23 protein-coding genes and 1 pseudogene are annotated in these 20,228 nt (G+C 39.1%); 8 read left to right on the plus strand and 16 right to left on the minus strand.

Features of this window, described 5'->3' with window-relative positions; translation table 11 throughout:
* Position 1: 1 nt before the first annotated feature.
* Positions 2-154 (plus strand): hypothetical protein, encoded by a 153-nt coding sequence (locus ACQKFO_RS19255; RefSeq protein WP_427600441.1) that lies wholly within the window; start codon positions 2-4, stop codon positions 152-154.
* A gap of 258 nt (positions 155-412) precedes the next feature.
* Here ACQKFO_RS19255 and ACQKFO_RS19260 read toward each other — a convergent pair whose 3' ends face one another.
* From ACQKFO_RS19260 to ACQKFO_RS19300, 9 genes are all read right to left on the minus strand, one after another.
* Entirely contained in the window at positions 413-721 is a 309-nt protein-coding gene (locus ACQKFO_RS19260; RefSeq protein ID WP_315634306.1) for a hypothetical protein, read from the minus strand.
* A gap of 23 nt (positions 722-744) precedes the next feature.
* Positions 745-1,302 (minus strand): DUF2812 domain-containing protein, encoded by a 558-nt coding sequence (locus tag ACQKFO_RS19265; protein ID WP_148996072.1) that lies wholly within the window; start codon positions 1,300-1,302, stop codon positions 745-747.
* Between the two features lie 12 nt (positions 1,303-1,314).
* Positions 1,315-1,623, minus strand: coding sequence for a PadR family transcriptional regulator (locus ACQKFO_RS19270; RefSeq protein WP_148996073.1), 309 nt, complete (start codon positions 1,621-1,623; stop codon positions 1,315-1,317).
* A 336-nt stretch (positions 1,624-1,959) separates the two neighbouring features.
* Positions 1,960-2,598 carry a DUF2599 domain-containing protein gene (locus tag ACQKFO_RS19275; RefSeq protein WP_315634304.1) on the minus strand — a complete coding sequence of 213 codons (639 nt, stop codon included), beginning with the start codon at positions 2,596-2,598 and terminating at the stop codon, positions 1,960-1,962.
* A gap of 127 nt (positions 2,599-2,725) precedes the next feature.
* Entirely contained in the window at positions 2,726-3,325 is a 600-nt protein-coding gene (locus tag ACQKFO_RS19280; RefSeq protein WP_148996075.1) for a DUF2599 domain-containing protein, read from the minus strand.
* 80 nt (positions 3,326-3,405) lie between these two features.
* The gene (locus ACQKFO_RS19285; protein ID WP_427600442.1) at positions 3,406-3,828 is read right to left on the minus strand and encodes a disulfide oxidoreductase; all 423 of its coding nucleotides are present in this window, start codon (positions 3,826-3,828) and stop codon (positions 3,406-3,408) included.
* A complete protein-coding gene (locus ACQKFO_RS19290) occupies positions 3,825-4,520 on the minus strand; it encodes a thioredoxin domain-containing protein (protein ID WP_427600602.1) in 696 nt (231 codons plus the stop codon). Before ACQKFO_RS19290 ends, ACQKFO_RS19285 begins: the two co-directional genes overlap by 4 nt.
* Before the next feature lie 293 nt (positions 4,521-4,813).
* The gene (locus ACQKFO_RS19295; RefSeq protein ID WP_427600443.1) at positions 4,814-5,401 is read right to left on the minus strand and encodes a zf-HC2 domain-containing protein; all 588 of its coding nucleotides are present in this window, start codon (positions 5,399-5,401) and stop codon (positions 4,814-4,816) included.
* Entirely contained in the window at positions 5,398-5,901 is a 504-nt protein-coding gene (locus ACQKFO_RS19300) for an RNA polymerase sigma factor (RefSeq protein WP_427600444.1), read from the minus strand. The genes ACQKFO_RS19295 and ACQKFO_RS19300 overlap by 4 nt, the downstream gene beginning before the upstream one ends.
* 619 nt (positions 5,902-6,520) lie before the next feature.
* On the opposite strand from ACQKFO_RS19300, the gene ACQKFO_RS19305 reads away from it, so the two are divergent.
* Complete coding sequence (locus ACQKFO_RS19305) at positions 6,521-7,327, plus strand: enoyl-CoA hydratase/isomerase family protein (RefSeq protein ID WP_427600445.1); 807 nt, start codon at positions 6,521-6,523, stop codon at positions 7,325-7,327.
* Positions 7,328-7,616: 289 nt separating this feature from the next.
* On the opposite strand, the gene ACQKFO_RS19310 is transcribed toward ACQKFO_RS19305, so the two are convergent.
* The 4 genes from ACQKFO_RS19310 to ACQKFO_RS19325 all read right to left on the minus strand — a co-directional run bounded on the left by ACQKFO_RS19310 (position 7,617) and on the right by ACQKFO_RS19325 (position 12,559).
* Positions 7,617-8,150 (minus strand): N-acetyltransferase family protein, encoded by a 534-nt coding sequence (locus tag ACQKFO_RS19310; RefSeq protein WP_427600446.1) that lies wholly within the window; start codon positions 8,148-8,150, stop codon positions 7,617-7,619.
* A gap of 430 nt (positions 8,151-8,580) precedes the next feature.
* Entirely contained in the window at positions 8,581-9,852 is a 1,272-nt protein-coding gene (locus tag ACQKFO_RS19315; protein ID WP_427600447.1) for a PucR family transcriptional regulator, read from the minus strand.
* 106 nt (positions 9,853-9,958) lie between these two features.
* On the minus strand, positions 9,959-11,590 hold the full coding sequence (gene pruA / locus ACQKFO_RS19320) for an L-glutamate gamma-semialdehyde dehydrogenase (RefSeq protein WP_427600448.1): 1,632 nt from the start codon (positions 11,588-11,590) through the stop codon (positions 9,959-9,961).
* A gap of 51 nt (positions 11,591-11,641) precedes the next feature.
* Complete coding sequence (locus tag ACQKFO_RS19325; protein ID WP_427600449.1) at positions 11,642-12,559, minus strand: proline dehydrogenase family protein; 918 nt, start codon at positions 12,557-12,559, stop codon at positions 11,642-11,644.
* Between the two features lie 409 nt (positions 12,560-12,968).
* Between ACQKFO_RS19325 and ACQKFO_RS19330 the strand changes: the two genes are divergently transcribed.
* From ACQKFO_RS19330 to speE, 6 genes and pseudogenes are all read left to right on the plus strand, one after another.
* On the plus strand, positions 12,969-13,265 hold the full coding sequence (locus ACQKFO_RS19330) for a 3-isopropylmalate dehydrogenase (RefSeq protein WP_427600450.1): 297 nt from the start codon (positions 12,969-12,971) through the stop codon (positions 13,263-13,265).
* Positions 13,266-14,075: 810 nt separating this feature from the next.
* Positions 14,076-15,244: pseudogene (locus ACQKFO_RS19335) on the plus strand (cation:proton antiporter).
* Between the two features lie 98 nt (positions 15,245-15,342).
* A complete protein-coding gene (locus tag ACQKFO_RS19340) occupies positions 15,343-15,915 on the plus strand; it encodes a TetR/AcrR family transcriptional regulator (protein WP_427600451.1) in 573 nt (190 codons plus the stop codon).
* 14 nt (positions 15,916-15,929) lie between these two features.
* Positions 15,930-16,271 carry a DMT family transporter gene (locus ACQKFO_RS19345; protein WP_427600452.1) on the plus strand — a complete coding sequence of 114 codons (342 nt, stop codon included), beginning with the start codon at positions 15,930-15,932 and terminating at the stop codon, positions 16,269-16,271.
* Complete coding sequence (locus tag ACQKFO_RS19350; RefSeq protein WP_427600453.1) at positions 16,271-16,585, plus strand: DMT family transporter; 315 nt, start codon at positions 16,271-16,273, stop codon at positions 16,583-16,585. Before ACQKFO_RS19345 ends, ACQKFO_RS19350 begins: the two co-directional genes overlap by 1 nt.
* Positions 16,586-16,600: 15 nt before the next feature.
* Positions 16,601-17,428, plus strand: a complete 828-nt coding sequence (gene speE / locus ACQKFO_RS19355; protein WP_427600454.1) for a polyamine aminopropyltransferase — start codon at positions 16,601-16,603, stop codon at positions 17,426-17,428.
* A 179-nt stretch (positions 17,429-17,607) separates the two neighbouring features.
* Here speE and ACQKFO_RS19360 read toward each other — a convergent pair whose 3' ends face one another.
* The 3 genes from ACQKFO_RS19360 to ACQKFO_RS19370 form a co-directional block, all read right to left on the minus strand.
* Positions 17,608-18,393 carry an HAD-IIA family hydrolase gene (locus ACQKFO_RS19360; RefSeq protein WP_427600455.1) on the minus strand — a complete coding sequence of 262 codons (786 nt, stop codon included), beginning with the start codon at positions 18,391-18,393 and terminating at the stop codon, positions 17,608-17,610.
* A 273-nt stretch (positions 18,394-18,666) separates the two neighbouring features.
* The gene (locus ACQKFO_RS19365; protein WP_427600456.1) at positions 18,667-19,407 is read right to left on the minus strand and encodes an MBL fold metallo-hydrolase; all 741 of its coding nucleotides are present in this window, start codon (positions 19,405-19,407) and stop codon (positions 18,667-18,669) included.
* An 11-nt stretch (positions 19,408-19,418) separates the two neighbouring features.
* Positions 19,419-20,228, minus strand: coding sequence for a carbohydrate ABC transporter permease (locus ACQKFO_RS19370; protein ID WP_299739206.1), 810 nt, complete (start codon positions 20,226-20,228; stop codon positions 19,419-19,421).

Here is a 20,228-nt window from a genome sequence, read left to right on the forward strand (position 1 = left end):
AATGAAACTCAAATTAAAGTCTTTATTTATTACTACACTCTTATTACTAGTCGGCACTACTGTTGCAACATCCACATTTGCTGACGATGAACTACCAGATCCTCGAGTGGGCGATATTAATACAATGACGGTCAACACATCTTCTTCAAAGTAATCTATCGTCATAAATGTTCTGTTATGTATTAAGCAACCTCCCCTAAGCCATATTAATGAGGAGGTTGCTTTTGTTCAATTCAGCCTTTATATGGAATCAAATAATTAAACCCCTTTGATTATTAGTGGTAAGAAGTTCGTTCGAGAGCGAAAAAAAGCCCATTTTTAGTTGATTTTTCGATGCCCAATAAACATTGTTTTGAGCTGTAAGCCCTAATACAATTAAAGTGCTTGTTCCTGTTCCCCTGAGTTACTATCATTATCTTTTTTTGTTATATACAATTGCAGTAATTACATTAAGTCCTATAGTTCCTATAGCTAGTAGGGATGAAAGACGGACCACACCTTTAGAAGTGTCCATAAGCGCTGACCAATCCTCTATTCTGACTAAGTAATCATTGTATAAAATTTGAAAAATCAGGGCTACTACACAGGCACTAATACTTACTATAGAAAATATAACCCAAGTATTGTTATTTTCTTTATTGCGCTTTGCCAGACTTGCAATAGGCAATATCCATGCAATCAAACCTAACAAAAGACTACCGATATTTAAGAAACCATACATTGTCATGTCTCCTTTTCTAAATTTTAATTTTCTTCAATTATTTTCTTAAGTTTGATAAAGCCCGATAAATACTTCGTTGAGTAAAGAGTTAGCATTAATCCTCCAAGCGATACCAGCGATACAATGAAAATGATTCCTAATGGGAAAAATCTATAATGAAACATATTTAATGCTAATACACACGAAACTAAAACGGAAATGACCGATAGCGGGATAAGTTGAACTAACTTACGTTTGATAATCTTTCTGCACATAGCGATTTTCGTTTCACGATCACTGAATATTTTCTCTTCGCTACACTGTAGAGCAGGTTTTGAAAAATAAAAGCTACCGTCTTTTTCAGTGATGAAGTCCCATCCAAAATCAGCAAATAATTGTACATATTCACTTTTACGCTGTTCTTTAGGATTAAAGTCAATCTGATAGGTAACAGCTTCTTTATTGCATTCTTCAAAAAAGTATCTCTTACCTTTTATATCAGTCAATCTCCATCCTGCATCGTGTTGGGATGATAAATATTCTTGCTCCTCCTCAAAATCTGAAATATAGAAATTCTTTCTGATTGATTTCTTCTTAAGCATAATAATATCCCCCTATGCTCTAGTGTTTTTGTATAATCTCTCAATACGCATGATTTCTATGTCTAAGATTTCACGTCCTAAATCAGTGATTTTATAAAACTTTCGCTTGCTCTCTGTTTTCACAAAAACAATTAGTCCATCTTTTTCCATTTTGGACAAACTAGTATAAACCGTCCCTGCACCTAAAGCTATTTCACCATCTGTAAGATCTTTCACATATTTCATGATACTATAACCATGCATTTCATTTTGCAAAGCAAACAGAATATAAAAGCTAGTTTCTGTCATTGGCATATAAAATCTACGTATTCTTTTGTCCAATTAAACACCACCTTTTTATATCGTAGTATGATATAAAAATTATATCGTACTACGATATAATTGTCAAAACCTCATTTGCGACGAAAGCTTGCTGCAAGCACTCCCACCCCAAGGTAGTAGCGGACACGTTTTTTTGCTATTACAGGAGCAGGGGAACAGCAAAAAAGTACCCACCCTAAGTTGATGTGGCGCTAATAGATTGAGTGGTCGGTATTACCAAAAAAGTGCTCCTATAAATAGGAACACTTTTCTTATAGCTTTGTATAAGCCATCTACCGGGCTACCTTTCTTAAGTGAAAAAGTTGTTTTTACCAAAAACGTATTTATTACATTTAATTACTCTGGATTGCAACGTGATGTAAACATTTTCGTTCCAGAAACAATCGGTCTACCCACCTCTAAATCCCAGCTTCCTGCTACTGCACCAAAAACATCATAATCCCAGTGGCATTTATATTGGTTCCATAGGCTTCCGTTGTCGTTGCGGATACCATAATAATTTCTTCCTAATTCATCCCAAGCAGCCTCCATTGTTGGTCCCCAAAGTCTGACGGACCACTTTGGTTCCATTGAATATGTCCAATAATCACCACGTTTATGATACCATACGTCATTAAAGTATTCGTCAAGATTTCCGCTAAGACTTGCGATTTGCACCATAGAGTTATCGCTAAGACTTGCATTTTTCACCATAGTGTTATCGCTTAAAAGACGCTTAACTACATCATTTTGCTCCTCTTCTGGAAAGGTTTCTAAATAAGCTTCCAGTCTCTCTCCAATTTCATCAATCCATTCACGGTTATCTTCTTCGTATTGAGTTCTTTCCTCAGAAGGTACAGCGTCAATTGTTGCGATTGCGTCCTTTAAGTACTCAAATTCATTCGTTTCAGTTGCTGCGGAAGCGGGAGTGAAATTGCCCAACACCATCAGTGTAGTTAATGCGATGAAAACCATTTTTTTAAATTTGTTTTTCATTATTGTTTCTCCTCTCATAAAAAATAATTTGTAGTTTTTCAATACTTTATTGCCCGTCGGTTCTTCAAAATGTTGCCTCTCTCAACCGACTCTCGCATTTAGTGGGTAAAGGGGGTTATTTCTTTTATTATGGATTACACAAAGCAGCAATTGTCTTAATTAAACCTACATCTGGTCGCCCTTGTTCAATATCCCAATCTGATTCAATGAACGCTTCAAAATGGCACCAATATTGATCTTCCAAACTATTTGTATCAATGTTTGAATAATAGTTTGTCAGTTCAGTCCATCCAGCACTAGCATAAGATCTCAACAATCTAGTAGATGTTTTTGGCCACATACTATAAGTCCACATACCATTTCTTTTGTGAAAATAATGATCGTTGAAATATTTGGAAGAGACAGCCATTGTACTAAATTGATTATCTCCATCACGTAAATTTAACAATTCAGCTTCTTTTTCATCTTCAGGAACACTAGCCATATGAGCATCAAGTCTGTCGTTTACGTCAGCAATCCACTCTTTATTTTCTTCGTAAAAACTCTCTAGTTCATCAGGGCTTACACTTTCAATTTTTGCGATATCTTTTTCCAGTTTATCAATTTCCGTTTTCTCTTGTTTCAGTTGATCAACATTCATATTTCCTTTAGTGTTCTCAGCCGCGAAAGCAGCAGACGTACTTAGACTCATGATTGCTACAAAGAACAAAACAATTAACTTCTTCATCCAATTTCCCCTCTCTGTTTTTAGTTATGTATAGAATGTCGAATTTCTAAGTCCCTACATTTTTCTCACCCCTTTCAAATTCACCTAAGCGGTTTGATTGATAGCAGAATGGCTATTGTCATAAACGCAATCATTGCTAAGAGCGGTATTGTAATAAAACCCCAGATGTTTATATATTCCATATTGCAAGGTACCCCATAATTGCAAGACTCTACCTTTAATCCTGGAACCTTCTGATGGAGATAATGATAGAGTGATAGGAGACTCCCTATTATAGCTATAGGCAAAACATATCTTTTAACCGCAGAATCTTTTAAAAATGTACCTATACCCAGAATCACTATTAAAGGGTACATGAGAATACGTTGGTACCAACACAAATCACATGGGACAAATCCTCTAATTTCACTAAAATAGAGACTTCCAAGGGTCCCGGCTATGGATACTAACCATGCAAGGTAGAGCAACCAATTCGACGATGCTTTATTCTCTATTTCTTTCATGTCCCTTCTCCGTGCCCATTGATCGCTTTTTCAATCTCTTCATAGTCAAATGGGTTTTCTAAAAGTCTTCCATTAATCATTAGAGATGGTGTTGGAGATACCCCATGCTCTTTAATTAGCTTCTTATCCAACTCCAACTCTCTTGCGAATTCAGGCTTTTTCATATCTTCATTTAGATCCTCTATTGCAATGTCTGTGTGTTTTTTTATAAGTTCTTCTATTCCTTCTTGGTCTATTTCTCTTTCTTTTTTAATATGACGGAACAAGTTGTCATGAAACTTCCAATAGGAGCTGGGATCTCTCTTGTGTACTACCTCTGCAGCTAAAGAAGCTAGTTCCGAATCATCATGATAGAGCACATTTACGAAAGAAAATTTTGCTTTCCCTGATTTTATATAGTCTTCTTCAATCATTGGAAAGACCGTTTCATTCCACGTCTGACAAGCCGGGCAAATAAAATCTCCAAACTCTACTATCTGAACACTTACCTCCTCATCTCCAAGAGTAGGCTGGTCTTTAATTGAGTTTTCATTGAGTTCAACCTCTACGACATCTGTACTATCCTTATCTTCATTCGTGGTTGCTGTACTCGGTGTACTTTTAAAATTAAAAATAACAATGCCACAAAGGACAATTAAAAATGTTGTAATGATAACTATGAATTTATACCCTTTAATAATTATTCCCCCTATATGAACAGAACCGAGTAGAGTTTATGTTCAATTGTTTATGATTTCCAGTATTTCTTATACATTAAAACTAACAAGTAGAATAAGGAATGTATATGTATTATTGTTGAGAAAATCGAAGGTGAATTTATAACAGAAAAGTAAAAATGCCTGATGTTTTTTCAATATATATTTAGAGCAAACTGAATCACTATTATGTACAATATTAAGTCTATGGATATTTTTCATTAAGATAAGAAACACAAAAAAACTTGTAGAGGTAGTCCCCCTACAAGTTTCTAAATCTTAATTGCCTTTTACCGATGTATTAACTTCTTTACAGTAAATATTAGAATTAGAAGAACTAAGCCTACATTTACCCAACGCATATACAGCCAGAACCATCCACCTGAAGCCTGAATTACGTTTCCACCATAGTCATCTGCATACACACCCAGATTAAAGAATAGTTTCAAAGAAATTATTATAGAAAACAAACTTGCTATTAAAACCGTAATAAGAAACGATTTATTATTCATATTGCCCCTCACTCCTTCATTTTTAGTTCTAATCACGAAAAACACCAACGCAATACCCAATACAACTAGCGATAGCATTAGGTTAAAGAATACTAAGGAACCAATGAAAACACCAACCAGCAAAGACAACAATATAAGGTTGTTCATTCTTCGTTTAACACCGTTCAGTAGCTGCTGATCGGATTTATCGTCAATTGAACCTGTTGATTCGTCTGTTGGCAGAACCTTTTCAATACCCTCCAAGTAATCCTGACATTCTTTACATGACTCCACATGATCCTCAATAAATTGGTTTGTTTCTTCACTTGTAAGATCCTCTTTATACATCGGAAGTAAATCTTTAACTACACTACATTTCTTACTCAAGTTTCTACACCTCCATCAAGAATATATGACAACTTACCCTTAGCTCTATAGAAGTTAACCCTTGCCCATAAATCAGTTTTATCAAAAATGTCACCGATTTCCTTAAAACTCAATTCATTATAAAAACGTAAAATCATGATTTCTTGTTGTGGTTGTTTCAGCTTTTTTATTGCATTCATTAAGCGGATAGATTCTTCTTTTTTTTCATATATTTCCTCAGGTGTTTGCTGGAAAGCCAAACTCTCTTGAATAGTAGCGGGATCTATATTTCTATCAATCTTCTTATTCTTCCTCATATAAGTATAAAATGTATTCTTGGCAATCTGGAATAACCAAGTAGACACTTTGCTTTCACCTTTAAAACGATGTATTGACTTAAATGCTTGAAAAAATGTCTCTTGGGTCAACTCTTCAGCGAGATGTTTGTCTCCAACTAAATAAAATAGGTATTTAGAAATCTGTTTTTCATGTTTATCGTATAATTGTTTAAATTCATCCAATAATGTACCTCCTTTCAGTGCTGTCATATGTTTAGTAACTTCATAAAGAAAAACGTTACACATTTATGAAAATTTTTAAAAACCAAGAGAATTTACAACGGGTTCCGTATAAGGTGAGAATACCTTTAATCATACCGAAATAGCATCAGGAATAGCAGTGTGAATAACACTGTATTTAACAATAAAAACCCAAGCCAATGTGACTCTGTGTTTTTTACGATTTTATTAACTTCTTATTCCGTTATAGCCCCCGTTAGTTAAATGCGCCCCTTTTATTTCACCTCTATCCTTTAACCAATCTGTAACTTTCTCCCACATAACTTTTTGCAACTACTAGTAATTGACCACTATTAGGTAGTACGTGTCTGACAAATATTTTTCAGCCCAATCAAAACCTTTAGGGAAATGACATCTTCGCTGATCCCTTTACCATGTCTGAAAAACGAATCTATTTGTACCAGAACCTTTAATGTATTCATCTTCTTTTGGGTATTAATTGCCCATATCCAAATCATCATATTTCCGGCATTAAACGATTCTAACAGGAGAATACAATCAGTTTATCGAATCTAAGAACCAGGACTAAATTGTTATTTTTTGTTACAAGAAGGAGGAAATAATGTTGGAGCAGAACTATGTACAATTAGCCATTGAGAATCGTGTCGGAATCATTACATTAAACCGCCCGGAAGCAGGGAATTCAGTCGATTTGAAAACTGCAAAAGAATTAATGGAAGTCGCTGTTACTTGCTCAGAAAACGAAGAAATACGTGCAGTAGTTTTGACTGGAGTTGGAGATAAGTTTTCATTTGGTGGGGATTTAAGTAGTTTTGCGAATGAAGGCGATGAAATCGGAGCTCATTTGAAAATTGTAACCGCCTATCTCCATCAGGCCATTTCCCATTTTGCCAGAATGAATAAACCAATTATTGCAGCTGTAAATGGAGTAGCGGCAGGCGGAGGAATGAGTTTGGCGTGTGCGTGCGATCTTGTCTATGCTTCAGAGGATGCAAAATTTGTGACCGCTTATAACCAAATTGGTTTGACACCGGATTGTGCTGGAAGTTACTTCTTACCGATCCTTGTTGGGGTGAGACGTGCTCTCGAATTATTTTATACCAATCGTCCAGTTGGTGCGATGGAGGCAAAAGAGTGGGGAATCGTCAATGATGTATTACCTACTGATAACTTAATGCCATTTGTCCTTGGTTTAGCTGAAAAATTAGCAAATGGACCAATGAATGCTTTTGGAGCTACCAAAAAATTAGTGTATCAGTCCCACCAAGAATCACTAGAGTCACAAATGACTTTAGAGTCTCTAAGTATTGCGGAGAGGGCAAGTAGTAACGAGGGTAAAGAAGGGATTTCGGCATTCCTGGAAAAACGTCCAGCAGATTACACAAAAGAATTGAAAATCAATCATTAAAGGAAAGCACATCAACCACCATTGCAAGTGGGTGGTGCTTTCCTCAAGAAATAGTGGATATTCATCTGTATTTGGGAATTAAAAAATGCTATAAACGTCAGTATGTTTTATGAAGGTAAAATGAGCCAAAATACGCAAGTAGTGAATAAAAACTTGCATATTTTTGGCTCTAAATATTTATTCTTTATTGTGCTAGAGCACCCGTTAATTGAATAACGAGGGTAAATCCAATAATTTATATTTACTGGTGTTTGCTTAACTAACTCTTAACAAACACCATATTAGGTTATTATACAAATTTGTACATAAGAACATCATCAATATATTCACCATGATTTAACTTGTATTCTTTAATTAAACGACCTTCTTCCAAAAAACCCATCTGCTTGTACAAGGAAATTGCTCTTTGATTTGTTGAAAAGACCCCTAAACTTACCTTTTCAATTAATGGGTTTTCTTCTGCCCAGTCTAATAATGCCTTTAAAAGCGCCTTTCCTATTCCCATGCTTCTGTAATCTTTGCTTATCGACATTGAAACAGAACCAGAGTGTGATAATCTCTTCCTAGTTTGCGAACGAAATTCTATCGATCCTACAACTACACCATTCACTTCCGCTACAATAAGAGTTTCTTTTATATTATCCAATATTCTTTGTATTCGTACTTTCTCCTCATGTAATGGCGTTTTTTCTACTTCTTCTGATACTGCGATAAAATATTTGCCCTCAGAAATAACAGATCTTCCAATATCCAAAAGTACCTCGGCATCCTCTAATTGTACATTTCTAATTATGTATTCTACATTATCTTTAAACATTGGCATTAAAACCTCCAAAGTGATGATCTCAAAGAAATAAATACGACATCGGATTATAATATCCTTCTTCAACGATCTAGCCCTATTGTTGAAGATCTGCTAAATCCATTTACTCCGTTAACTCCCCTTTACTTGATCAAAGGGAGGTTATTAATTGCATTTCAAGCATTTTCAATCTCACCAATACTGTGCTCATAAAAGGATGGTTCTCCATAAACACAGACTTTGGATGAACAAGTCATTTAGCACCCTAAGTAGCACACCATTTTTTAGTAGTTCGCTCTAATTAAACACACAATTGAATAAAAACATTGTAAAAACAACAATAAAGCAGGTCTAAATCATTTGCGATTTAGCCTGCTTTTTGTAATTCTCTCCAAAACGGATACCAATACTCACTTGGAACTATGGTGTTCTTTTTCTATTCAATGAAGCGTCATATCCCCTTCAAAGCATCCTTATACCTCTGATAATAAGCCTCCACATTATTGAGCAACAATAACTCCGTATACAAATACACCTTCATATTAAAATCATTAAAATCAATCGTAGTCAGATCCTGTATCTTCTTGATCCGATAATTCAACGTGTTCGGATGGATGAACAGTTCATTGGCGGTCTGTTTCCCCTTCCCATCATTCGCCAGATACACCTCAAGTGTCTTAAGAAGGTCAGTTTGTTTCTTCACATCATTCTTGATCAATACCAACAAGTCATCACTGTAATAGTCCTTTGATGTGTTTTTCTCATAGAGCGTTGGCAAGTAACGATAAATACCCAACTGAGCAAATTCCCGCGGCATTGATTCCGGACGCGGACTGATGAAGTTAGCCGTTTCAATGACTTCCGACGCTTCCAAAAAGCTCTTTCTCATTTGATATAACGTGGTGTATTCCTTCCCGATCCCGATCAGGAAGTGGTAGAATTCTTCTACCCCTGTTTGTTCTTTCACCTTTTCGACTAGATCTCTGGCTAGTTCCAGGGAGGAAGACGGTGTGTCTGCTTTGCCGTAGAGGACGAGGATCACCTGGTATTCCGTTCGTAGTGAATAAATCTTTGTGTTGAAGCTTGATTCCTGGACCAACTTCTCCAATTGGTCGAGCATAGGCTTATAGTCCGACGATGCGATCGAGTACACCGCTACCGTGAACCGTTCAGGCAGGGTCAGCTTGACGAGGGATGCATCATGGCGGAGCTGGCTTTCACTTCCGTACTCGTGCTGCAGGAGATGCCACAGTACTTCTTCTTTTCTGTCCTTTTTGATATTGACCTTTGCGAACATATCATTGATCAGGTTTCCAAGATGAGCGGAGATTTCTTCAAGGAAAGCGAGCTCTTCATTTTCGAGAAGACGGTTGGATTCTTGAACCCAAATATATCCCATCGTGTTTCCCAGGTACTTTGCGGCAATGACGACGCGCTGGTGAAAACCTAACTCTTCCATCGCCTGTACCCGGATCGGATCCGTATGTTTCTCGAGCTGGTGGACGATGCCCTCTTTTTTCAGTCGATCGATGATGAAGACCGGACATTTTTTCGTGAGGATTGTCTTAAGCTGTGTTTGATCGAACTTATTAGAAGAGGAACTGTATGAAATCAGTTCGAAATTTTTGTTTTCAATGATGACGGGATTGCCTAATTTTGAGCTGATCAATTCCGTCGCTTTATGAATGTCTTCTGTTTGGAGGATGATATCAAGTGCTTCCATAGGAATCTTACCTTTCCACGAGTGTTTGTGATTCCTATTATAGCGTTAAATCCCTCAATAAAAAATGAAAAGCTCCCCCTGATCGGGAGAGCTCATCGTATTCGAATTATTCCTCATCCATAAATGGATAGGTAATGTCTGTTGTTGGCGCGAAGTTTTCTTTGATGATACGAGGACTGGTCCAACGAATCATGTTGAAAATAGAGCCTGCTTTATCGTTCGTACCTGAACCGCGTGAACCACCGAATGGTTGTTGGTTGATCACCGCACCCGTTGGTTTATCGTTGATGTAGAAGTTACCAGCTGCACCGGAAAGACGGCGTTCCAAGTGCATGATCGCTTCACGGTCTTGTGCAAAGATCGCACCCGTTAAGGCATACATGGAAGCAGTATCCACTGAAGTCAGTGTTTCTTCTAATTGTTCGTTTTCATATACATAGATCGTTAAAACAGGTCCGAAAATTTCTTCGGTCATCGTTTTGAAGTTTGGATTCGTTGTCACGATGACAGTCGGTTGAACGAAGTATCCAACAGAATCATCATACGTACCACCGGCAATGATTTCAGCTTCTTCAGAATCAGCCGCATAGTCGATGTAGCTTGTGATGGAATCAAAGGCAGCTTTGTCAATGACCGCACCCATGAAGTTCCTGAAGTCTCTTACATCACCGACTTTAAGCTTCGCCGTTTCTTCCACGACACCATTTTTCACTTCTTCCCACATGCTTGCAGGGATGTAGGCACGTGAAGCCGCTGAACATTTTTGACCTTGGTATTCGAATGCACCACGAACAAGTGCAGCCACTACTTTGTCTGCTTGAGCCGTTTCGTGAGCGAAGACAAAGTCTTTACCGCCTGTTTCCCCAACTAAACGAGGGTAGGATTTATAGTTTGTGATGTTTTCCCCGACTGTCTTCCAGATCGTCTGGAACACGCTTGTTGATCCAGTGAAGTGGAATCCGGACATGCGTGGGTCTGTTAATACGACTTCTGATACTTGTGAACCACGGGATGGAACAAAGTTGATAACGCCCTTAGGCAGTCCAGCTTCTTCCAGGATACGCATGAAGTAATAGTTTGATAGTATAGCCGTTGTTGCCGGTTTCCACACAACCACGTTCCCCATGATGGCAGGAGCTGATGGAAGGTTACCACCGATAGCCGTGAAGTTAAATGGAGAGATCGCTAGTACGAAACCATCTAATGCACGGTATTCTAAACGATTCCAAATGTTCTTCATGCTGTCCGGCTGCATTTGATAGATTTGGTTCGCATAGTCTACGCCAAAGCGTAAGAAGTCTGCTAATTCTTGTGCAGCATCAATTTCCGTTTGGTACGCTGTTTTGGATTGACCTAACATCGTTGCAGCATTGATGACATCACGGTATGGACCAGAAATTAAGTCAGCCGCTTTCAAGAAGATGGACGCTCTGTGCTGCCATGGCATATTGGACCATGATTCTTTCGCAGCCATTGCCGCTTCCACTGCATCGCGAAGTTCTTTTTCACCTGCTTGTGAATACGTAGCCAACACATGTTTGTGATCGTGTGGCATTACCACTTGCTTCACTGTATCTGTCTTGATTTCCTCACCATTGATGATGACCGGGATCTCAACCTCTAGACCAGCTTGGCGCTCTAATTCAGCTTTTAGCGTTTCTCTTTCTTTCGTACCTGGGGCATATGTATTACCAGGCTCATTTGTAGGTTTTGGGATGTTGTACACTCCGTTACTCATTCTCTTCACATTCCTTTCTGATTTCAATCTGTCTGGATGTTTTTTAATAGTTTACTTGCTGAAAATTCCCTTCAATGCAAATGCGATGTTTGCCGGCCGTTCTGCCAGGCGTCGCATGAAATACCCGAACCAGTCCTCGCCATATGGCAGGTAAATGCGGACGGTGTATCCTTTTTCCAACAATTCGGATTGCAGTTGGTTCCGCATTCCGTAAAGCATTTGGAACTCGAAGCGGTCATTCGGGATATTGTGTTCTTTCACTAATCCGATGGTGTAATCGATAATCGCTTCATCATGGCTTGCGATCGCTGTATAATGACCGTTCAAGAGCTGCTTCTTGATGAGATGCTTCAGATTGTCATCCACCTTTTTCTTCTCCTGGAACGCCACTTTACCCGATTCATTATATGCACCCTTCACAAGCCTCAAATAAGGGGAACACTGATTGAGATCATCCACATCCTTCTCTGAAACATAGAGATAAGATTGGATCACCGTCCCCACATTGTCGTACTTTTGACAGAGCTTCTTGTAAACGTCAAGGATGGCATGGCACCTCGAGGAATCCTCCATATCGAGAGTGACCGTGATTCCGCTTTCTTTTGCCTTCGCAAGAATCAACTCCATACTTTCCATGACAAGATCTTGACTGATATCCAATCCCAGGGAAGTCAGCTTGACAGAGATTTCAGTCTCCAGCCCATGATAGGCAATGGCACTGATACTCTCAATACATCGTTGGACATTCTCCCGCACCACCTCTGTAGAATCGACGAACTCACCAAGATGATCGACCGTAACCTGGAATCCCTCTTCGTTCAATTGCGTAATCAATGGAATCGCCTGTGCAAAGGTTTCTCCCCCTACAAGCTTATTAGCCCCAAATCTTGACCCCCACCGTTTGGCCATCTTATCCAACGCCTTATTGTGAGAAAGAAACAAGAAAAAACGCTTACTGATTGCTTCCATGATTACAACACCTCCTTATAGTGACTGTTACCTCAAGTGTGAGGTGATTAAACGAAGAAATGTAAATCTTAAGAAAATTATAAAGGGAAAAGAGGCTCTGAAACAACGTGCTCGGGACACAAATATTTGTGGGTGGAGTTATGGTGGGAGCACAAAAGGGGGGATAAATTGAAACTTCCCGTTATCCGTATTCGTCTAATCCATAAACATATGGTAAGGAGAGTTAAAAGTGGAAAAGAAAAAAGAAAAGCATGATACCTTCCATCATCTTCGGTTCTATTATTTTGTTCTCTGTTCTGGTGTTGACCTTCTTTATCCTTAATGGAGATCTAGAGGGTATCAGAGATGGATTCACTGACGATGTTATAACGTTTAAAGATAATAAAAATACGTCGATGGGGGGAATGAAATGACAAATCTCTTTATGATCCTTATGGGGTTTTTCATTGTCACTTCAAATATTTTTGGGTATTTTTCATATAAGAAGAAGAAAAGCTTATATTCTGCTGCCTTCACCATTCTTCTTCTGGCGGCTTTGTTTGCGTCAATTGGGGGATTATTGGCACTGTTAATCATTCGAGATGCCTTTGCGGTATTTTATGGCCTGCAGGTTGGCTATTATTTACTTATTAATAGCCTGGTTGTTTTATTGATTGCTGTGGTGGTAAGCGTTATAAGAAAATACAACATTGGAAATGAAGTCTAGGTTGAGAAGGAGTCTGCGCTTTCACAATCACACCTCTAAAGAGGAAGGATGAAGGAAAAGGTGGGGTGTGAACTGTCCCTGCCTTTCCTTGTGAATTTTTTCGAGATTAGCAGAAAAGTAGAGTGAGTTTAAGTACCATGATTTACCAAAATACGCAATTATGTTGGAGAATGACGCAATAAATAAAAGAACGACGCAATTATCCCGAAAATGACGCAATCACCCCTTAAAATGACGCAATTATCTGGGTGATGACTCAATGAAGCACAATGGAAGTCCTTCCAAAGATGATTATGGAAGAAAAATCGGTATAATTTAGGATAAGCACGGCCTTGATGATCAGCTGCTTACCTTTTCCTTAATGTTTTTGACTATATTTTCAATAGATGCATTCTCCGTACTTATATATTCTCCAAAAGCGTTTTTCGAATATGCCTTCAAGCACTTATCCGTTTGTTGAAAATGTAAACATGCTTCATCAACCCACTACGTCGATTCCTGAATCAAATCGTTCTCAAATAATGTAAATAAATTAATGAACAATAACACCGCGCGCCCAGGTGCATTCTCTCCTTGAGGAGGCTACTATGACCTGCGTCGTCGCTGCGTAACTTCCTTCATACTTCGCCTTCTTGGGTTTCACTAAACCAGTTTGATAGTTTACATCTGAATAAGATGTTGTTAGTATTACCTTACGAACGTTCGTAAGGTATCTTAAAAAACTATATATAGGTGCATGACATGGAGGAGTCAGTCAACCCGGCCCCTCCATGTCTTTTTTTATCTTAAGTGAATAGGAGATGATTTAAAATGATTGTCTTACAGATTGTACTGATCTTACTAGCAACGAAAGTGGCAGGTCAGATCAGCGTTAAGTTAGGTCAACCCTCTGTCTTAGGTAAGATTATTGTAGGGATTATCATAGGTCCTGCAGTTTTAGGGTGGATACACGCTGGTGAAATGATAAAAACGTTTAGTGAAATTGGTGTTCTGCTACTTATGTTTTTAGCTGGGCTAGAAACCAACTTAAAGACTCTAAACGAAAATAAAAAAGCGGCAATATTCGTTGCAGTTGGCGGGATTATTGTACCTATCCTATTAGGGTACGCAGGTGCTGCACTTTATCATTTTTCACTTGCTGAATCTATTTTCATTGGTTTATTGTTATCCGCTACATCGGTCAGTATTTCAGTGCAAACTTTAAGAGAAATTGGTTGGTTAAAAAGTAAAGAAGGATTCACTTTGCTGGGAGCAGCTGTATTGGATGACGTTATTGTGGTGATATTGATTGCTGTTGCTCTCAGTGTTTTTGCAGGTTCAGATACAAATCTCGCGTTCCTTATTTCAAAAAAGATTCTGTTTTTTGTGATGGTAATTTTGGCTTCTAAATGGTTGGCACCTTCATTTATCAAGCTATTTTCAACCTTTAAAGTCACCGAAACGGTCTTAAGTGCAGGGTTAATTGTTGCCTTTGGTTTTGCTTATTTTGCTGAGTATTTAGGAGTTGCCGGCATTATCGGAACCTTCTTTGCCGGGGTCGCTATTTCTCAAACAAAATTTAAAGAGGAGATGGAACATAAAGTTGAACCTCTAGCAAATGGATTATTTGTTCCCTTCTTCTTTACAAGTATCGGTCTAAGTATCTCGTTTAGCAGTATGAGCAGCCAAATAGGCTTTATTGTACTCTTTTCAATCATTGCAGTTGTATCTAAATTTGTTGGATCTGGCTTAGGTGCTAAGTTCTCAGGCTTCAACAATCGTTCTCAATGGGCATTGGTGCTGGAATGATATCCAGAGGAGAAGTTGCATTAATTTTGGCTGCAATGGGATTAGATAGTCAATTGTTACCTGTCGATTACTACACATCTATTATCGTTGTGATTATTGTAACGACGATTGTCACACCTCCATTATTAAAGCTATTTTTTTTCGCAAAAGAGGATAAACTGTATAAAGATGATATGACTGCAAGTATATAAGAGGACTTCCTCTTTTGACGATATTGTTACCCCTTAAATTGACGTTGAAATATCTTTTTGTTACCATTAACTTACGAACGTTCGTTAGGAGGATATACATGAAATCAAATCAGTTAAAAGAAATAGCTTTACATCAATTTGCTTTACATGGGTATCAGGGAGCTTCTCTTGCAACAATTGCGAATGAAGTAGGGATTAAAAAACAATCTATCTATGCACATTTTAAAAGTAAAGAAGATCTTTTTATTAGCACATATAATGATTCTCTAGAAAATGAATTGTATTTCGTTAAACAATTTATCGAAAAAAATCATTCTCTATCGCTCAAAGAGATTCTATATAGCTTTCTTAATGAATATTTAGGGCGTTATCAAAAGGATCCCCATATGAGTTTCTTTATGAGAACATCCTTTTTTCCACCGTTACAACTTAAAGAACAAATCACAAATGGTACAAACACGTTTGTAAATGAATTAGAATCTTTATTTTTAGTCATGTTCGAAGATAAAAAAGATGTCTTAAACCCAAACGTTGCTCCTGATTCTGCAATGATGTCCTTCTTAACAATATTTGATGGTTTATTAGTCGAACTTCTATATGGATTCCCGGATCGCCTACAAAAGCGCTTGTCTAGTTCTTGGGATATCTATTGGCAAGGAATTACGAAATAAAAGGAGAGAGTCAATTGAATCGTGCTTGGGGTTTATTAGTTCTAGGTTCCATCGTGGAAATATTCTGGGTCATGGGATTAAAACACGCTGAAGATTTACTCACTTGGACAGGAACAGGTATTGCCATTGTTTTATCCTTTGGTCTATTAATTAAAGCCACGTCACAACTTCCCGTTGGAACAGCGTATGCGGTCTTTACTGGACTTGGTACCACAGGAACTGTGTTAATGGAGATGCTCGTTTTCGGAGAGCCCTTTCAACTTGTAAAGATGATCTTAATACTTGTTCTTCTTACAGGTGTGATTGGACTTAAGCTTGTAACGGGGAATACGGAGCAAGAAGGGAGTGCTTCCTAATGGGATGGATATTTCTTGTCTGCGCAGGACTGTTTGAAGTTGTAGGCGTCACAGGTCTAAACCTGATATTACGAAAAAAAAGCATCATTTCATTTGCAGTTTTCATCTTTGGAATGGTCAGTAGCTTTACCTTCTTAAGCTTAGCCATGCAGTCTCTGCCAATGGGGACCGCTTACGCCGTATGGACAGGAATCGGAACCGTTGGGTCAGGACTTGTTGGGATCCTATTTTACGGAGAATCAAAGAGTATAGCTAGAATTGTATTTATGGCGATGGTTTTAAGTGCTGCAATTGGCCTAAAGCTTATTAGCTAGTTAGGAGAATGTAACATGACATTATGGTTTACAGAGAAACAAACTTCTTCATTTGGAATAACAGGAAAAGTAAATCGAACATTAGAAAGTGGACAAACGCCTTTTCAACGATTAGATATGGTAGAAACGGAGCAATTCGGAAACATGTTGTTATTAGACGGTATGGTCATGACAACAGAAAAAGATGAATTTGTCTATCATGAAATGATCGCTCATGTACCACTATTCACACATCCCTCCCCTAGGCATGTTTTAGTAGTTGGGGGCGGTGATGGCGGAACAATCAGAGAAGTATTAAAACACACGAGCGTAGAAAAAGTAACACAAGTTGAAATTGACGGTAAAGTAGTAGAGTATTCGAAGAAGCATTTGCCTCACATTTCGGCTGAATATGAAAACCCAAGAGTTGAGTTAATCATTGGCGATGGATTTGAACATATTATCAAGAGTGAAAATAGGTATGATGTGATCTTAGTTGATTCTACTGAACCTGTTGGACCAGCTGCAGATTTATTTACAAAGGGCTTTTATGCAGGTATTGCAAAGGCTTTAAAAGAGGATGGCATCTTTGTCGCTCAAACAGATAACCCATGGTTTAAAGCTGATTTAATAAAAAATGCCTTTCACGATACAAAAGAAATTTTCCCGATTGCACGCCTCTATACGTGTAACATTACAACTTATCCAAGTGGTATGTGGACATTTACAATGGGATCGAAAGTATATGACCCATTAGAAGTGCCTATTAATAAAATTTGTGATATAAACGGAAAATACTATACATCAGAATTACACTATGCAAGTTTTGTGTTGCCTAAATTTGTTCAAAATTCATGTGAATGAAGGGTTAGTATTTCATAGTCAAAAGCTCAGTCCTTACTAAGGTTCTGAGCTTTTGTTTTTCTTTTAGTTAGGCTGTTTCTGTATGTATTGTTGCTTTCTTGACCAGGACAGAGCGGGGACGGTTCCGTCTCTACAATTCCCCCAAAAGTAGAGTAAGATCCGTCCCCTCTTAGCTATTCTTATATCATTTTTTCCGATAATAAATCCTTAACCGACTCCATCACATAATCCGGCGTCCAAACCGTCCCCCTTAAATCCTCCTCTGTTGTGATCCCGCTCAGCACAAGGGCCGTTCTCATCCCGGCTTCGATGCCCATCCGGATATCCGTTTCAAGGCGATCACCGATCATGACACATTCTTCCGGCTTTAGTTCTAATATTTTCAATGCTGCATTGATGGTAAGAATAGACGGCTTTCCAATCTGCACATCGATCTTTCTACCGACAACGGCTTCCACTGCCCCGATCATTCCGGCACAATCCGGCACATCGCCAACCTCTACTGGACAGGTCCTGTCCGGATTGGTCGCAATCATCTTCGCACCAAGCTTGATTGACTGATAGGCAAAATTCAAATGGTCGTAATGAAAATCCCGGTCCCATGAGAGCACGACGATATCCACCTCTGATGGCACCATCCCTTCCCTGAACCCGGCAAGTGTCAGCTCATCCTTGATCGACTGTTCACCAATGACGTATAATGTGGCACCCGGATGGTGTTCCCGTAAATAGTCAATCAACGTAACAGTCGGATTCAATATATTCTCCAGGCTTGCCCTGATATTGAATCCATTCAATTTTTCCACATAACGATTACGCGATTCAATCGTTTTGTTTGTGAGGAACAACACCTTTTTTCCTTCATCGAGAAGAGAGTTAATGGTGGTGTCTGCTCCCTCTATCAATTGCTTACCGAGATACACGGTCCCATCCAAGTCAAAAATATACCCCTTTAGATTCTTCATCTGTACCCCCTCCATTCAATAAGAAAAGCGTAAGCGCCTTGTTCAGCCCCGACAAGCGTTGGAGGGCCGACCGGTGAAGTCGTTCTTTGACTTCATTGGGCGGACCGAAACGTCTCGAGGGGCTAGGCGCTGGAGCTGGCCATTTCTCAAATTTTAAGTTATTCTCTCTTATAACAAGAAAAATTCCTTGAGCATGACGATTTCTCCAATTGAACAATTGGATTTTCGCCATCCCCAAGGAATCTCCTGATCTCTATCCTTGTATCTCTTCAATTACACTTGTTGTGTCATCAAATCTTCGCCGATGATGACCCTTGAAGTGCCTAGCTTTGCCACTTCTTCTTCATACGGTTCTTGGTCGGATAAGTGGACGAGAACGAGTTTCCCGATCTTATCGACATCATACTTCTCTACAATTTCAACAAGGCTGCTGTGATTGCCTGTCACTTTACAGGCAGAAGTCGCTTCATGGATTAACATATCTATATGGTCATACTCACCAATCCGTGCGTTGATTTCCGAATCGCTTGAATACACGACAACCCGACCGGCACATTGCACTTCAAGCCCCACAGTAGGAACCGAATGAAGGGCCTTAAAGCAGGAAAACGTCATCCCGCCGCCAGCGAGAAGTTCACTTTCACGATCACCGTCAAAGGTTTCAACCTTAATGGTAAAAGCAATCGGCCACTGATCTGCTTCCATCGTTGACAGCCATTCCTGCAGTTTTTTTTCATTCCGATAATCACAAAGAATCCTTAATGGCTTTTTCCTGTCCTCAAGCCACATCCCCCACAGCAAGGAGGGCAATCCATAAATATGGTCAATATGAAAATGGGTGAACACCACTGCATCGAGCTCCCCTAAATCCACCTGTAGCTGCTTCAGCTTCCTGCAAGGATTGCCGCTGACATCGACCAGCACATGATAGTCATCATTGGAGAAACAGACCGATGTATTGTCGCGTCCGGAACCTGGATAGGCACTCCCGGTTCCTAAGAAATGAATGTCCATCTCGTCACCACCTATTTAATTCCTGAGTGCATAAAGCTTGATACGAATTGTTTTTGAAAAAGGAAGAACGCAAGCACTAAAGGCATGATGACCATTACCGTACCGGCAGCGACCATTCCCCATTGTGCCCCCGTTTCATATGATTGTGCAAAGAGGGCCAGTCCGACGGTTAATGGGCGGGACTCGACGGAATCAGTGATGATCAACGGCCACATGAAGTTGCTCCAATGATGGCTGACGGATACCAGGGCAAATGCGATATAGGTAGGTTTCGCCGATGGGATGTAGACATGCCACAGTGTTTGATACCATTTACATCCGTCCATTCTTGCCGCTTCATCAAGATCGAACGGGACTTGCTTGAACGTCTGGCGCATTAGGAATACCCCGAATGCAGAAGCCCAATATGGCATCATGACGGCGAGTTTTGTATTGACAAGCCCAAGTTGGCTGATCACCTGATAGTTCGGGAATAACAGGATTTCGGGCTGAATCATCAGTTGCAGCAGGAACAGGATGAACAGTACATTCTTCCCTCTGAAATTCACCCGTGCAAACGCATATGCCGCAAGCGTAACGGTGACTAACTGGACAATCAACACCCCAAAAACGATGACGAATGTATTGAAGTAATACTGTAAAAAGGGTGCAGTCTTCCATGCGTTGACATAGTTTTCAACCGTGGGATTCGAGACCCAGAACGGAAAGCCTCCATTGATCACTTGATTCCCGGGAGAGAAAGAGGTGATGATGACCCAAAGGAGGGGGATGAATGAAAGTATCCCTAAAAAAATGATGATGCCATAGTTCAATTTTTTCAT

The organism is Rossellomorea sp. NPDC071047, from assembly GCF_050270195.1.
Classification (GTDB): domain Bacteria; phylum Bacillota; class Bacilli; order Bacillales; family Bacillaceae_B; genus Rossellomorea.